This window comes from Pseudomonas deceptionensis, from assembly GCF_900106095.1.
Classification (GTDB): domain Bacteria; phylum Pseudomonadota; class Gammaproteobacteria; order Pseudomonadales; family Pseudomonadaceae; genus Aquipseudomonas; species Aquipseudomonas deceptionensis.
This window is the reverse complement of record NZ_FNUD01000002.1, coordinates 1,386,031-1,400,105: the sequence shown is the minus strand read 5'-3', so window position 1 is coordinate 1,400,105 and position 14,075 is coordinate 1,386,031. Positions and strand designations below refer to the sequence as shown.

11 protein-coding genes are annotated in these 14,075 nt (G+C 59.4%); 5 read left to right on the top strand and 6 right to left on the bottom strand.

Translation table 11 applies throughout. From position 1 onward, the window contains the following. Positions 1–38 precede the first annotated feature (38 nt). The 3 genes from BLW11_RS06265 to BLW11_RS06255 all read right to left on the bottom strand — a co-directional run bounded on the left by BLW11_RS06265 (position 39) and on the right by BLW11_RS06255 (position 4,542). The gene (locus BLW11_RS06265) at positions 39–1,163 is read right to left on the bottom strand and encodes an ABC transporter ATP-binding protein (protein WP_048361108.1); all 1,125 of its coding nucleotides are present in this window, start codon (positions 1,161–1,163) and stop codon (positions 39–41) included. A 345-nt stretch (positions 1,164–1,508) separates the two neighbouring features. Beyond that, positions 1,509–2,144 (bottom strand): response regulator, encoded by a 636-nt coding sequence (locus BLW11_RS06260; RefSeq protein ID WP_193790195.1) that lies wholly within the window; start codon positions 2,142–2,144, stop codon positions 1,509–1,511. Between the two features lie 7 nt (positions 2,145–2,151). Then, positions 2,152–4,542 (bottom strand): PAS domain-containing sensor histidine kinase, encoded by a 2,391-nt coding sequence (locus BLW11_RS06255; RefSeq protein WP_048361110.1) that lies wholly within the window; start codon positions 4,540–4,542, stop codon positions 2,152–2,154. Positions 4,543–4,616: 74 nt separating this feature from the next. Between BLW11_RS06255 and BLW11_RS06250 the strand changes: the two genes are divergently transcribed. Next, positions 4,617–5,594, top strand: coding sequence for an alpha/beta hydrolase family protein (locus tag BLW11_RS06250; RefSeq protein ID WP_048361111.1), 978 nt, complete (start codon positions 4,617–4,619; stop codon positions 5,592–5,594). 6 nt (positions 5,595–5,600) lie between these two features. On the opposite strand, the gene BLW11_RS06245 is transcribed toward BLW11_RS06250, so the two are convergent. From BLW11_RS06245 to BLW11_RS06235, 3 genes are read right to left on the bottom strand one after another with little or no spacing between them, the layout of a single operon-like run. Continuing rightward, positions 5,601–6,365, bottom strand: coding sequence for a DnaJ domain-containing protein (locus tag BLW11_RS06245; RefSeq protein ID WP_048361112.1), 765 nt, complete (start codon positions 6,363–6,365; stop codon positions 5,601–5,603). 1 nt (position 6,366) lies between these two features. Then, a complete protein-coding gene (murU, locus tag BLW11_RS06240) occupies positions 6,367–7,038 on the bottom strand; it encodes an N-acetylmuramate alpha-1-phosphate uridylyltransferase MurU (protein WP_048361113.1) in 672 nt (223 codons plus the stop codon). Beyond that, the gene (locus tag BLW11_RS06235; protein WP_048361114.1) at positions 7,035–8,060 is read right to left on the bottom strand and encodes an aminoglycoside phosphotransferase family protein; all 1,026 of its coding nucleotides are present in this window, start codon (positions 8,058–8,060) and stop codon (positions 7,035–7,037) included. The genes murU and BLW11_RS06235 overlap by 4 nt, the downstream gene beginning before the upstream one ends. A 131-nt stretch (positions 8,061–8,191) precedes the next feature. Here BLW11_RS06235 and BLW11_RS06230 point away from each other — a divergent pair, with 131 nt between their 5' ends. The 4 genes from BLW11_RS06230 to rsmA are packed head-to-tail and all read left to right on the top strand — an operon-like array spanning position 8,192 to position 14,061. Then, positions 8,192–10,945 carry an LPS-assembly protein LptD gene (locus tag BLW11_RS06230; RefSeq protein ID WP_048361115.1) on the top strand — a complete coding sequence of 918 codons (2,754 nt, stop codon included), beginning with the start codon at positions 8,192–8,194 and terminating at the stop codon, positions 10,943–10,945. Then, complete coding sequence (gene surA / locus BLW11_RS06225) at positions 10,920–12,260, top strand: peptidylprolyl isomerase SurA (RefSeq protein WP_074836722.1); 1,341 nt, start codon at positions 10,920–10,922, stop codon at positions 12,258–12,260. The genes BLW11_RS06230 and surA overlap by 26 nt, the downstream gene beginning before the upstream one ends. Beyond that, on the top strand, positions 12,257–13,246 hold the full coding sequence (gene pdxA, locus BLW11_RS06220) for a 4-hydroxythreonine-4-phosphate dehydrogenase PdxA (RefSeq protein WP_048361117.1): 990 nt from the start codon (positions 12,257–12,259) through the stop codon (positions 13,244–13,246). The genes surA and pdxA overlap by 4 nt, the downstream gene beginning before the upstream one ends. Next, positions 13,243–14,061 carry a 16S rRNA (adenine(1518)-N(6)/adenine(1519)-N(6))-dimethyltransferase RsmA gene (gene rsmA / locus BLW11_RS06215; protein WP_048361118.1) on the top strand — a complete coding sequence of 273 codons (819 nt, stop codon included), beginning with the start codon at positions 13,243–13,245 and terminating at the stop codon, positions 14,059–14,061. The genes pdxA and rsmA overlap by 4 nt, the downstream gene beginning before the upstream one ends. Positions 14,062–14,075: the final 14 nt, after the last annotated feature.

Sequence of the window (14,075 nt, the reverse complement as noted above, 5' to 3'; positions counted from 1 at the left end):
TTATTCTCCACTGTGCAGGGTTGGTGAAGCCGGGGCGATCAATTCGCCTCTAAGAGAGGGTCCAGCGCACGTACATGTTCGACCTGCCAACCCAATGGCACGACGTCACCGACGGCCAGGGTGGGGTCCAGCTCGGCAATCGGCTGTTTCACAAAGAAATCGTTCTTGCCGCACACTTCCATGCGTACGCGGACGTGATCGCCCAGGTAGATAAACTCCTCGACCCGACCCGAGAAGCGGTTGGCGCATGCCTCGCTGAATCCATTGAGGCTGATACGTTCAGGGCGAATGGACAGGGTCACCGGATCACCCGTGCGACCGACATTCACCGCCAGCGCCTGGACCTTCTCCCCCCGGCTGAGCTCGACCACACAACGATCGCCATCCTGACTGTGCAGGCGGCCATTGAGGCGGTTGTTCTCGCCGATAAAGTTGGCAACAAACGTGTTTTTCGGCTCTTCATAAAGCATGCGCGGTGGGGCGATTTGCTGGATTTCACCTTGATGAAACACGGCAACGCGATCGGACATGGTCAGCGCTTCACCCTGGTCGTGGGTCACGTAGACCACGGTCACGCCCAGGCGCTGGTGCAGGTGTTTGATTTCCATCTGCATGTGCTCGCGCAGCTGCTTGTCCAGTGCCCCCAGCGGTTCGTCCATCAGCACCAGCTGCGGCTCGAACACCAGCGCCCGGGCCAGCGCCACGCGCTGTTGCTGGCCGCCAGACAGCTGGGCCGGATAGCGCTGGGCGAAGGCGTCGAGCTGAACCATGCTCAGCACCCGTTTGACCCGTTCACTGATATCAGTTCGGTTCAGCCCGCGCACCGACAGGGGGAAACCGAGGTTTTCGGCCACGGTCATGTGCGGGAACAACGCATAGTTCTGAAACACCATACCGATGTCGCGCTTATGTGGCGGCACGTTGTTGATTGAGCGCCCGGCCAGCAAAATTTCACCGGCGGTGGGCGTCTCGAAACCGGCCAGCATCATCAGACTGGTGGTTTTGCCCGAACCGGACGGCCCGAGCAAGGTCAGAAACTCGCCTTTGCGAATGTCCAGGTTGAGATCTTTGACGATCAGGTTTTCGCCGTCGTAGCTTTTTTGCACGCCACGAAAGCTGACCAGAATCTCATCCGCCCCAGCGCTTGCACCGACCTCACTCATAACCACACCTTTTGTTTTGACTGCCGTAGCCCAAGACTAAAGAAGCGGCTACCCCACAGAAATCGGGGGGCAAGAGAGATTCACATCAGGAGGTTGGAAAGCTTTGGGTAGGGATTGCCCTACAGGGATGTCGTGATTGGAACGGTTAGGCGCGGCAAACCCGGCAATAGGGTCCGGGGTCGGGCAGTCAGGGTCGTAAACAGGTATGCCAGATAACCTGTAGCCGCTGCCGAAGGATGCGAAAGGGGCCGAAGGACCTTCTCTTTCAACCTTGAAAACAGGGGGCCGCTTCGCAGCCCATCGCAGCCCATCGCAGCCTCGTTCCTCGACAGCGGCTACAGGGTTTTACAACAACTTATGCTCCATCGCGTACTTCACCAACTCGGCCAGCGACGTGACATTGAGTTTTTGCATCAGCCGCGCCTTGTGGGTGCTGATGGTCTTGCTGCTCAAGGCCAGTTGCAGGGCGATATCGTTGACGTTAACGCCCTGGGCCAGGCGTTTAAACACCGAAAACTCGCGCTCGGACAGCAAGGAATGCAAAGGCCGCGAATCGGTCAGGCCAACCTCGAACACCATGCGGTCCGCCAGGTCCGGGTCGATGTAACGACCACCCGCAGCCACCTTGCGGATTGCCATCAACAACAGTGCCGGGTCGCTGTCTTTGGTGGCATAGCCTGCAGCGCCAAACTTCAGCGCCCGCGCCGCCATTTGCGCCTCGTCGTGCATCGACAACACCAGAATCGCCGGTGGATTGTTCAAGGCGCGAATCCGCGGTATCGCCTCCAGGCCATTAACCCCGGGCATGGAGATGTCCAGCAGCACCACCTCACAAGGAACATGGCGCAAGGTTTCCAGCAACTGCTCACCATTGCTGGCCTCGCCCACCACCAGCAGATCTTTTGCCAGGCCGATCAACTGCTTGATCCCTTCACGCACGATGGTGTGGTCTTCTGCTACCAGTACACGAATCACGGACATTTCCTCATCAACTTTTATCAACCAAGGGCACGCGCACAATCAGGATCGTTCCCTCCCCCGGAACACTGTTCAAAGACAATGTTCCGCCCAGCATCAATACCCGCTCGCGCATTCCTACGACGCCGAAGGAAGTCGGCCTGCCATTGGCAGGCACAAAGCCTTGCCCGTCATCACTGATGCTCAGACACAGCTCCTTGCCCTCCACACTCAAGGTCAACTCCACCGTATGCGCATTAGCATGGCGCATCACATTGGTCAGGGCCTCCTGCAGGATTCGAAAAAGCCCCACTTCCTTGGCGGCGCCAAGCGGCGGCAGATGCTCAGGGACCTGCACCAGACAAGGGATATTCGTACGCGCCTCAAAACGTCTGGCCTGCCACTCGATGGCCGAACTGATACCCGCATCCAGAATCGGCGGGCGCAGTGACGTGGCCACATCACGCACCAACTGGAAGAGCTGGGCAATCAGCTTTTTCATGCTGTTGAGCCGCTCGTTCAACCCTGGATCAAGCTGCGCATACGCCAGCTCGCACATCGAGGTTTCCAGCTTGAGCACCGTCAGCATCTGCCCCAACTCATCATGAACTTCACGGGCGATGCGCGCCTTCTCTTCTTCGCGCACGCTTTCAAGGTGCGCAGACAATTCGCGCAACTGCCCACGGGAGCCGTCCAGCTCGAGTTCAATACGTTTGCTCTCGCTGATATCCCAGACAATACCGTCCCACACTACGGTGCCATCATCCAGGCGGCGGGTGATGGCCTTGATTTCGGCCCAGCGCTGCTGGCCTTGGCGAGTCAGTATCCGACCTTGCCATGACCAGTCACTGTCACTGTCCAACGCCATATCCTGCACCCGGTGGTAGTCCGCCCTGTCATCCGGATGCACCAGGCTGCGCAGGCCTACCTCGCGCAGGCGCAACGTCGCCGGGGAAAACCCCGCGAGGCTTTCGCTGCCTTCACTGATATAGGGAAAGTCCAGTTCACCGGTCAACAACGAGCGCTCAAGGCGAAAGACCAGCCCCGGAACGTTGGCGGCAATACCCTGCAAACGCGCATCGCTTTCTTGCAAGGCAGCTTGTACCCGATGCCGCTCGGTGATGTCATTGAGGTACACCACCAAATATTCGGCCGTCTGGAAGCGCAGGAAACTCAGGGTCACATCGGCGGGGAACTGGCTGCCATCGGCCCGCATACAGAGGGTTTCACTGCGGTGCACGCCCTCCTTGCGATTACGTGCACGCCGCCACATGTTCAGCCAGCGGTCCATGTTCAGCTCCGGCTCAAAATCACTCAGCGGCCGGTCCAGTACCGCACCGGCTCGATAGCCGAGCATGTCTTCAGCTGCCCGATTGGCGTAGCGCACATGGCTGTCCCAATTGACCCACAGAATGCCCACGGGGCTTTGATCGATTGAAAACTGGCTCAAACGCAATGCTTCTGCGCTGGCAGTACGCAAGACGACATCTTCGCGCGCACTGAGCAACGCGCGCTCCAGGACCGTCTGCTGGCGACGCTGCCACACCACAATGGCCATGCTGGCCAGCAGCAACGCTCCTGTCAGTAAACTCAGGTTCTGCCAAAAGCCGGGCGATGGCCCAAGGTGCGGGTACTTGGGCTGCAGCCAGCGGCTGTGCAGTTGCTCCATGTCCCGCGCCGGGATTGCGTGCAACCCGCGCTCAACGATACTGGCCAGCTGCGGCCAGTCTCGTCGGGTCGCTACCCGCAACAATTGCGGCAACCCGACATCCCCCACCACGGCCAGCTCTGCGAACTCAGGCTCGACAGACAAACGACTGAGCTGGGCCTCATCGATGACGGCATAAGTCGCTTGCTGACTGAGTAACAGTTGCAGGGCCTGACGCTCCAGAGGCACGCCTTGCAGGTTAAGTCCGGGGTAACTGCTGCGTAAAAAATCGGCCGTGGCACTGGGCATGCGCACCGCGACCCGGGTCTGGCTGTCGACTCTCTCCAGGTCCACCGAACCGGTGCCATTGCGGGTGCCCACCAATAACTGCGGCACACGCATGTAAGGATCGGAAAACTGCCACAACCGCAAACCGGCCGGGGTTTGGGTCAACCCGGGCACAAGATCGATTTCTCCGGCGCGTGCGGCTTGCTCAAGTTGTTCCAGGTCCTGATAGTTACGCCATATCAGTTCAACACCCAGCGCCTGCGCCAGCCACTTCATCAGTTCAACATTGGCTCCCGAGAGCTGCTGCAACCGTTGATCAAACTTGGCATAGGGCGCCTGCAAGACCAGCCCCACCCGAAGTTCCTTGTGCTGGGTCAGCCACTCGCGTTGATCCGCCGACAGTTGGGCCGCAGGCACAGACGCCGCATTGCCCATTAAGGGCAGCCATAACCAGCCGATAATCCACAGATAGCAAAAACGTCTCATCTAAACGCTCACACCCTGACAAATACTGATCAACCCATTACGCTGCCGGGACTACTTCTGGCCTGGAATAACTGATGCTTTCTTATCGTCTGGCACTGCCGGCGTTGTGTCTGTCGCTGATGTTGCCGCTTGCCCTGCCAGTACTTGCAGTCGAGAGCGAGGCCCCTGCCACGCCCGCAGTGCGTGAATCGCTGCCTGAACGCAGTCAGGAAGACGCGGCAGCGCTTGAGCGACAAACCCCGCAACAGGAGCAACAACAGCTGCAAACGCCGAGCGGCAACTTTCTCGCCCTCTGGAAACCCGCCAACAGCAGCGCCCCCAGCGGTGCGGTGATTATCATCCCCGGGGCCGGTGAAACCGCTGACTGGCCGCAAACCGTTGGTCCTTTGCGCCACAAGTTGCCGAACGCCAACTGGGCCAGCCTGAGCCTGAGCTTGCCGGACATGCAAAGTGAAGCCAGCGTGGCGCGAGAGGTCGAACCGGAGAAACCTCCTACGACATTAGCGACAGACAGTAGCAGCAAAGCAGCCAGCACCACAGCCAAACCCATCGAGCAGGCAGCCAGCGCAGGCACCGAAAGTCCGGAGCCGGCGGCGACTCCCACGTTTGATCAATTGAGCACAGTCGATGCAGAACGCATCTTCGAGCGCATCGACGCGGCCATCGCCTTTGCCCAGCAACAAAATATGCGCAGCATTGTGTTGCTGGGCCACGGCTCGGGGGCCTACTGGGCATCGCGCTACATCAGCGCAAAGCACCCGCCCCAGGTTAACAAGCTGATCATCGTGGCCGCCCGCAAGCCCGTTCAGGCACAGCCCGACTTGAACCAGTTGACACCCGGTCTCAACGTGGGACTGCTGGACGTTTTCTACAAAGACCAGGCATCCGCCCGCGAGGCCGCCATGCAGCGGCTGCAGGCAAGCAAACGGGCGAACGGGGCAAATTTCAAACAGGTCGGATTGCTCAGTATCCCGGGGAATCGGGATGCTGAGCAGGAACAGTTATTCCGTCGGGTTCGGGGCTGGCTCAGCCCACTGCCTGTGGATAAGTAAGCGGCACTAGAAGCCGTGCCGCTCGCGAATCAAGGCGTAGGCTTGATGCAGCTCGCGGGTTTTTTCAGTCGCTTCACGTACCTGTGATGCACTGGCCCCAGTGCCGGCAACCTTGTCCGGGTGATGACGGCTGAGTAAACGCCGGTAGGCACGTTTGATCTGTGCCGGGTCACTGCTTGCCGTAACCCCCAGCAGGGTCAGCGATTGCTGATAAGTACCGCCACGGGTCGCCACGGGTTGTCTATGGCCTTCCTTTTCGCCCCCCAACGCCAGAACCTGTTGCGCACTCCAGCCCAACCATCGCCCCCAAAGCACAATCAACTCACGCTCCTGGGGGGCGACACGGCCGTCCGCATGGATCATGCGCCAGCAGGCGCACAATACGCCTTCTGCTGCATGGGGCTGGGCTTTGAGGCGCTGCAAATAGCCGCGCAGCGAATCACTCCCCGCCTTGCCACGATTGAACGCCGCGACGGCGCGCTGCTGTGCCGCAGGCTCCATCTCGAGCAGGCGCATCTCCTGCCGCGCCTGCTCGATATGTGTGTCCACCACCCGCCCTCCGCTTTTCGCCAGCCGGCCGAGCAAGACAAACAACAGCTCATCGTTGCGCAGGGCCGGGCGGGCGCCCAGTCGTTCAAGCAGGTGTGCCCAACTGTGTAACTGCAAGCGCCGATCCAGCGCTTGCCCTAATAAAGCACCGAGCATGGCCCCCGGAATACTGGCGATGAAAAACCCCGCCCCGGCTCCAATCAGAGTCCCTGGCCACAACATATTAGAGAGCGCCCTTGATCAGCGACTCGACCTCGGCCAAGCGCTCATGCGTGCCCACATCCACCCAATGCCCCTGCAAACGCTCACCTGTAACTTGCCCGGCAGCCATAGCCTTGCGCAACAGCGGCGCCAACTTGAACGCGCCCGCCGTGCAGCCCTGGAACAGTTCCGGGGCCATCACTGCGATACCGCTGTAGGTCAGCGTATCTGCACCCGGCGCGCCATCTTGGACCTGCGTACCGCTCAGGCAGAAATCCCCTGTGGTGTGGTGCGCCGGATTATCTACCAACACCAGATGGGCCAACCCTGTCAGCGGTTGGCGCAAACCGGCAAAGTCGTAATCGGTCCAGATATCACCGTTCACCACCACAAACGGGCTGTCACCCAGCAGCGCCAATGCCTTGAAGATCCCTCCACCGGTTTCAAGCGGCTCACCCTCAGCGGAGTACTGAATGCTGACGCCAAATCGCGAACCGTCGCCCAGGTGATCTTCTATCTGCTGACCCAACCAGGCGTGATTAATCACGATTTCGGTAAAGCCTGCGGTCGCCAGCGCCCGCAAGTGGTACTCGATCAGCGGCACGCCGCCGGCCCGAATCAACGGTTTTGGCGTGTGCAGGGTCAACGGCCGCAAGCGCTCACCCTTGCCTGCCGCCAGAATCATCGCTTTCATATTTCGGCCTCGCTGACCAGGCCAAGACTGGCAAACAACCCGCCCAGCTCAGCCAACTCAGGGCGTCGCGCCAACACTGCTTCTATATAAGAGAAGAAACGCGGCACATCGGCCAAATAGCGCGGCTTGCCATCGCGATGGCAAATGCGGGCAAAAATGCCGATAACTTTCAAATGCCGCTGCACACCCATCAGGTCGCTGGCACGCAGGAACTCGTCAAAGTTCGACTGCACCGGGATGCCTAGCGGCAATGCCAGCTTCCAGTAGTCCTGTAGCCAGGCGCGCACACGCTCTTCAGGCCAGCTCAGAAAGGCATCCTTGAACAGGCACGTGATGTCGTAGGTCACCGGGCCATACACCGCGTCCTGGAAATCCAGCACACCGGGGTTGGGGATGCTGAGCATCAGGTTGCGCGGCATAAAGTCGCGGTGTACCAACACTTGGGGCTGCGCAAGTGCGCTGTCGATCAACAGCCCGCTGACCCGTTTCCAGGCCGCCAGTTGTTGTTCATCGAACTCGCGGCCCAGATGGGCACGCACGTACCACTCGGGGAACAGTTCAAGCTCGCGGGTCAGCAATGCCACGTCATAGCTGGGCAAGGGCTCAACCATCGGCAATTGCTGGAAGGCCAGCAAGGCTTCGATGGCATCTTTGAACAACTCGTCGGCGTTGGTGCTGTTGATCACGTCGAGAAAGGTCTTATTGCCCAGATCGTTGAGCAAAAGAAAGCCGCGAGAGAGGTCCTGTGCATAAATTTTCGGCACGTTTATCTGGCAGGTCCGCAACAAATCAGCAATATCGACGAAAGGTTTGCAGTTTTCCTGGGGCGGCGGCGCGTCCATGACGACAAAGCTGCGCCCCTCGCCTTCCCAGCGAAAATAGCGTCTGAAACTCGCATCGCTACTGGCAGCAGTCAACGTGGCTGGGGGTACGGCACCCCAACCCTCATTCGCAAACAAGGTTGCCAACTGTTCATCGAGCCAAACTTTCAGGTGTTGCAAGCGTACATCTTGGTCAGGCATTACAAGGGTCTCCGACGGCGCTAGCCGTCAAGCGGGTCATGCTTTATTATCCAGAATCTTTTCCAGACCATCGATAGGCGTGCGGTCCCCCACCGCGGGCTGATGGCACGCAGGAAGCCCGGACTAATAAGATGGCATTGAAATCCCCCGCGTTTCGTAAAAAATTTCCGTTGCTGGTAACCGGCAGTTTGCTGGCCATGCAACCTCTAGCCACGCCATTCGCTTTTGCCGAGGAGCAGTATGACTGTTCCGTGTCGGCTTCGGGTGGCTGGGATTGCGCGCCAAAAACCAACGTGGCGCAACTGCCACCGCGCCCGTCGCACGGCGATGGGTCTGTAGGCGCCAGCGGTGAAACCAGCGAGCAGGTCAAACAGGCCCCGCTGGTAACCGAGGCCAAAGGCCGTGCGCTCAAAGCGCGCAGTGACGACTACAGCCACCTCGACTGGGTGCCACGTGACAAGTTGACCGCAGCCCAACTGGCCGAAACCGGCCCGTACTGCTCCGGTTCGTACGTCGAGCCCATCCGTCCGGGCATGAACGACCCAACCAGCAAAAGCGACGCCCCGACCTTTATCGGTGCCAAAGCCTCCCGCTACCAGCAGGAAGAGCAGCTCGCGACCCTGGCCGGTGATGTCGTCCTGCGCCAGGGCAGCATGCAGATCGAAGCCGACGAAGCCAGCCTGTACCAGGCCGAAAGCCGTGGTGAGCTCAATGGCAAGGTGCGCCTGCGTGACAACGGAGCCCTGATTGTCGGCGACCACGCCGATGTTCAGCTGGACACCGGTGCCGCAAAGGTCGACAACGCTGAATATGTTCTGCACAAGTCGCGCATTCGCGGCAGTGCGCTGTACGCCAAACGTGCCGAAGACGCGATCATCCGCCTCAAGGATGGTACCTACACCACGTGCGAACCGAACAGCAACGCCTGGCAGCTCAAGGGCAACAACATCACGTTGAACCCGGCCACCGGTTTCGGTACGGCCACCAACGTGACGCTGCGGGTTAAAGACATCCCGATCTTCTATACCCCGTACATCTACTTCCCGATCGACGATCGCCGTCAGTCCGGTTTCCTGCCGCCGTCTTTCAGCAGCAGCACCGACACCGGCTTCATGCTCGTGACCCCGTACTACTTCAACCTGGCACCCAACTACGATGCCACGTTGTACCCGCGCTACATGACCAAGCGCGGCCTGTTGATGGAAGGCGAGTTCCGCTACCTGACCGAGTCCAGCGAAGGTCAGTTCGGTGCCGCGTACCTCAACGACGACAACGACGATCGCAAGCGCCAGACCGACTACACCGACAAGCGCTACATGCTCAACTGGCAGCACAAGGGTGGTCTGGATTCGCGTGTACTGACCGAAGTCGACTACACCAAAATCAGCGACCCGTATTACTTCCAGGATCTGCAAAGCGATCAGATCGGCGTTGAAACCCGTGACTATCTGAACCAGCAAGGCGCAGTCAGCTACCGTGGCGACAACTACACCGCAAGGCTGAACGCACAGGCCTATCAACTGGCCACCGTTACCCAGATCACGCCTTACAACATGCTGCCGCAGCTCACCCTCAATGGTGCCCTGCCGTCTCATCCGGAAGGTCTGAACTTCGCCTACAACACCGAGCTGGTTCGATTTGATCGCAGCCTGGAAAACGGTAGCTACACCAACGAAGACGGCACGGTAGCCCCTCGGCTCGATAACAACGTTGCAGGTCTGGCCCGCGCCAACGGCACACGCATGAACCTGGCACCGAGTGTCAGCCTGCCGCTGAACTGGAGCTATGGCTTCCTGACGCCATCCCTCAAGTACATGTACACCCAGTACGATCTTGATCTGGATGGCACCGGCAAGACTCAATTGGTCAATGCTGGCGGGAAATTCGACAGTTCGATTAGCCGCAGCGTCCCAATCGCCAGCGTCGACAGCGGCCTGTATTTCGACCGCAACACCAACTGGTTCGGCACCGACTACCGCCAGACCCTCGAACCGCGCGCGTTCTACCTCTACGTGCCCGAGCGCAATCAGGATGACATCCCGATTTTCGACACCAGCGAGAGCACTTTCAGCTACTCCTCGCTGTGGCGTGACAACCGCTTCACCGGTACTGACCGCGTCGGCGACGAGAACAAGCTGTCGCTGGGCCTGACCAGCCGCCTGATCGAAGACAACGGCTTTGAACGTCAACGTATCAGCGTGGGCCAGGCTTACTACTTCAAGGACCGCAAGGTTCAATTGCCTGGTATTGACGCAGACCGTAAGGACGCGACCTCCAGCGTATCCCCATATGCACTGGAATACGCCTATCGCTTCAACCGCGACTGGCGCGCAACGGCTGACTACAACTGGGACCCGGAAACCCGCAGCCCGCGTTCAGGCAGTGCGATGATGCACTACCAGCCTGAAGACAACCCGAACAAGGTGGTCAACGTCGGCTATCGCTACCGCAACGACCAGGTTCGTTACGACCAGTACACCGGCAAGTGGACCGTGGGCGGCGGCGATTACCTGTCTCCAGGGCAGCCGGGCTACATCAAGGATTACTACAAGATCCAGCAGCACGACTTCTCGGTTATCTGGCCGATCGTGCCGCAGTGGAACGCCATCAGCCGCTGGCAGTACGACTACAACCGCAACCGTACCCTGGAAGCCTTCGGTGGTTTCGAGTACGACAACTGCTGCTGGAAGCTTCGTCTGATCAGCCGTTATTGGGTATCCAACGACGAGTACACCCAAGAAGCCCCTCAAAACGAGAAGGGCGACCATGGTCTCTTCCTACAAGTTGTGCTGAAAGGTCTCGGTGGCGTTGTTGGCACCAAAGTAGAGAGCTTCCTCGACAAAGGCATCCAAGGTTATCGTGAACGTGAAGATCAAGCTTTCTGAGTGTCTGCGCCCGCTAATGCTGGGCGCGTTGTTCCTGGGTACTGCAGCAAGCGCTGCGGTACAGCCCCTGGATAAAGTGGTGGCCATCGTCGACAACGACGTGATCATGCAGAGCCAACTGGACCAGCGTGTCCACGAAGTTCAGCAAACCATTGCCAAGCGTGGTCAGGGCGTACCGCCTGCCAGCGTTCTGGATCAGCAGGTGCTTGAGCGCCTGATCGTCGAAAACCTGCAACTGCAGATCGGCGAGCGCTCCGGCATCCGAATCACGGATGAAGAGCTGAACCAGGCCATTGGCACCATTGCCCAGCGCAACAACATGACCATCGAGCAGTTCCGTCAGGCCCTGGCCCGCGACGGCCTGTCTTATGAAGATGCCCGTGAGCAGGTTCGTCGCGAGATGATCATCAGCCGCGTGCGTCAACGCCGCGTAGCTGAGCGCATTCAGGTCACGGATCAGGAAGTGAAGAACTTCCTGGCATCCGACCTGGGCAAAATGCAGATGTCTGAAGAGTTCAATCTGGCCAACATCCTGATTCCAACGCCTGAAAGCGCGAATTCGGAAGCCATCCAGAACGCTGCCAAGCAAGCTGAAGAGGTCTACAACAAGCTCAAGCAAGGCGCGGACTTCGGGCAAATGGCTATCGCTCGCTCCGGCAGCGACACGGCTCTGGAAGGCGGCGACATGGGCTGGCGTAAAGCTGCTCAACTGCCACCTCCTTTCGACCGCATGCTCAGCGAGATGCCGGTGGGTGACGTTACACCTCCGGTGCGCACGCCTGGCGGCTTTATCATTCTCAAGCTCAACGCAAAACGCGGCGGCGGGTCGGTGGTGGTGGACGAAGTCCATGTTCGCCATATTCTGATCAAGCCAAGCGAGATTCGCAGCGAAGCGCAGACCAAAGAGCTGGCAGCCAAAATCTACGACCGCATAGAATCGGGCGAAGACTTTGCTACCCTGGCCAAAACCTACTCGGAAGACCCGGGTTCTGCCCTTAACGGCGGCGACCTGAACTGGGTTGACCCGAACTCTCTGGTACCCGAGTTCCGTGAAGCAATGGCCGATACCCCGCAAGGCGTACTGTCCAAGCCGTTCAAGACCCAATATGGCTGGCATGTCCTGGAAGTCCTTGGCCGTCGCGCCACTGACAGCACCACCCAGGCCCGCGAGCAGCAGGCAATGAACGCGTTGCGCAACCGCAAGTACGACGAAGAGCTGCAAACCTGGCTGCGTCAGATCCGCGACGAAGCCTATGTTGAAATCAAACTTCCTGGCGCTAACTCGACAGAAAGCGCAGATCAGGCCACGCAGTGAAAACACAGCGTTTTGCACTGACACCCGGCGAACCGGCAGGTATAGGTCCAGACCTGTGCCTGTTGCTCGCCTCGCAACGCCAGCCGCACCCCCTGATTGCCATTACCAGCCGCGACCTGCTCCTTGAGCGGGCCGCGCAGCTTGGTGTGGCTGTCAACCTGCTACCGGTCGGGCCGGGCAACTGGCCTGAACAACCGGCGCCGGCAGGCAGTTTGTACGTGTGGGATACCCCCCTTAACGCACCGGCCACCCCTGGCGCACTGGACAAGGCCAATGCAGCATTCGTACTGCAGACCCTGACCCGTGCCGCGCAAGGCTGCATGGATGGCGATTTTGCAGGCATGATCACCGCCCCGGTACACAAGGGTGTGATCAACGAAGCAGGCATCCCGTTTTCCGGACATACCGAATTCCTCGCCGACCTGACCCATACCGGGCAAGTGGTCATGATGCTTGCCACACGCGGACTGCGCGTGGCACTGGTCACCACTCATCTGCCACTGCGCCAGGTCGCCGACGCAATAACCCCCGAGCGACTGATGCGGGTTACCCGTATTCTGCACGCCGACCTGCAACAAAAATTCGGCATCGCCCAACCGCGTATCCTGGTCTGTGGGCTCAACCCCCATGCCGGTGAAGGCGGTCATTTGGGCCATGAAGAAATCGATATCATCGAACCAACCCTGGAGCTTCTGCGCAGCGAGGGCATGGACCTGCGTGGCCCGCTGCCTGCCGACACTCTGTTTACCCCCAAATATCTGGAACACTGCGACGCAGTGCTGGCGATGTACCACGACCAAGGCCTGCCCGTACTGAAGTACAAGGGGTTTGGTGCAGCAGTCAACATCACCCTGGGCTTACCGATTATCCGTACCTCTGTTGACCATGGCACCGCCCTGGATCTGGCAGGTAGTGGCAAGATCGATACCGGCAGCCTGCAAGTCGCCCTGGAAACCGCCTACCAGATGGCCGAGACCCGTATATGAACGAGCAATACCAACACAAGGCGCGTAAGCGCTTTGGCCAAAACTTCCTGCACGATGCTGGCGTTATTGACCGCATCCTGCGCGCCATCCACGCCAAGGCTGACGATCGCCTGCTGGAAATCGGCCCGGGCCAGGGCGCCCTGACCGAAGGCATTCTTAACAGCGGTGGCCAGCTCGACGTCGTGGAACTAGACAAAGACCTGATCCCGATCCTCAACCGTCAATTCGCAGGCATGAGCAACTTCACCCTGCACCAGGGTGATGCACTGAAGTTCGACTTCAAAAGCCTCAACGCGGCCCCCCGCACCCTGCGCGTCGTCGGTAACCTGCCGTACAACATCTCCACCCCGCTGATTTTTCACCTGCTGAAAAACGCCGACCTGATCCGCGACATGCACTTCATGCTGCAAAAAGAAGTGGTCCAGCGTATGGCCGCCGGGCCTGGCGGTGGCGACTGGGGTCGTCTGTCGATCATGGTTCAGTACCACTGCCGCGTCGAACACCTGTTCAACGTGGGTCCCGGTGCATTCAACCCGCCACCAAAAGTTGATTCAGCGATTGTCCGCTTGGTGCCGCATGAAGTGTTGCCCCACCCTGCCAAAGACCATCGCCTGCTTGAGCGCGTGGTTCGCGAAGCCTTCAACCAGCGTCGCAAAACCCTGCGTAACACCCTGAAAGCCTTGCTCAGCAACGATGAAATCGAAGCCGCCGGCGTCGATGGCAGCAAACGCCCAGAGCAACTCGACCTGGCCGCCTTTGTGCGCCTGGCCGATAAACTCGGCGAACAACCTGTCGTAGCGCCCGCTGACGACTGATCGTTGAGAAAAAA

What these genes read in the sequence shown, in the direction of transcription:
- BLW11_RS06250 (WP_048361111.1), top strand. Translation starts at nt 4,617, where the DNA reads ATGCTTTCTTATCGTCTGGCACTGCCGGCGTTGTGTCTGTCGCTGATG.
- rsmA (WP_048361118.1), top strand. Translation starts at nt 13,243, where the DNA reads ATGAACGAGCAATACCAACACAAGGCGCGTAAGCGCTTTGGCCAAAAC.
- murU (WP_048361113.1), bottom strand. Translation starts at nt 7,038, where the DNA reads ATGAAAGCGATGATTCTGGCGGCAGGCAAGGGTGAGCGCTTGCGGCCG.
- BLW11_RS06235 (WP_048361114.1), bottom strand. Translation starts at nt 8,060, where the DNA reads ATGCCTGACCAAGATGTACGCTTGCAACACCTGAAAGTTTGGCTCGAT.
- BLW11_RS06230 (WP_048361115.1), top strand. Translation starts at nt 8,192, where the DNA reads ATGGCATTGAAATCCCCCGCGTTTCGTAAAAAATTTCCGTTGCTGGTA.
- BLW11_RS06245 (WP_048361112.1), bottom strand. Translation starts at nt 6,365, where the DNA reads ATGTTGTGGCCAGGGACTCTGATTGGAGCCGGGGCGGGGTTTTTCATC.
- BLW11_RS06260 (WP_193790195.1), bottom strand. Translation starts at nt 2,144, where the DNA reads ATGTCCGTGATTCGTGTACTGGTAGCAGAAGACCACACCATCGTGCGT.
- BLW11_RS06255 (WP_048361110.1), bottom strand. Translation starts at nt 4,542, where the DNA reads ATGAGACGTTTTTGCTATCTGTGGATTATCGGCTGGTTATGGCTGCCC.
- BLW11_RS06265 (WP_048361108.1), bottom strand. Translation starts at nt 1,163, where the DNA reads ATGAGTGAGGTCGGTGCAAGCGCTGGGGCGGATGAGATTCTGGTCAGC.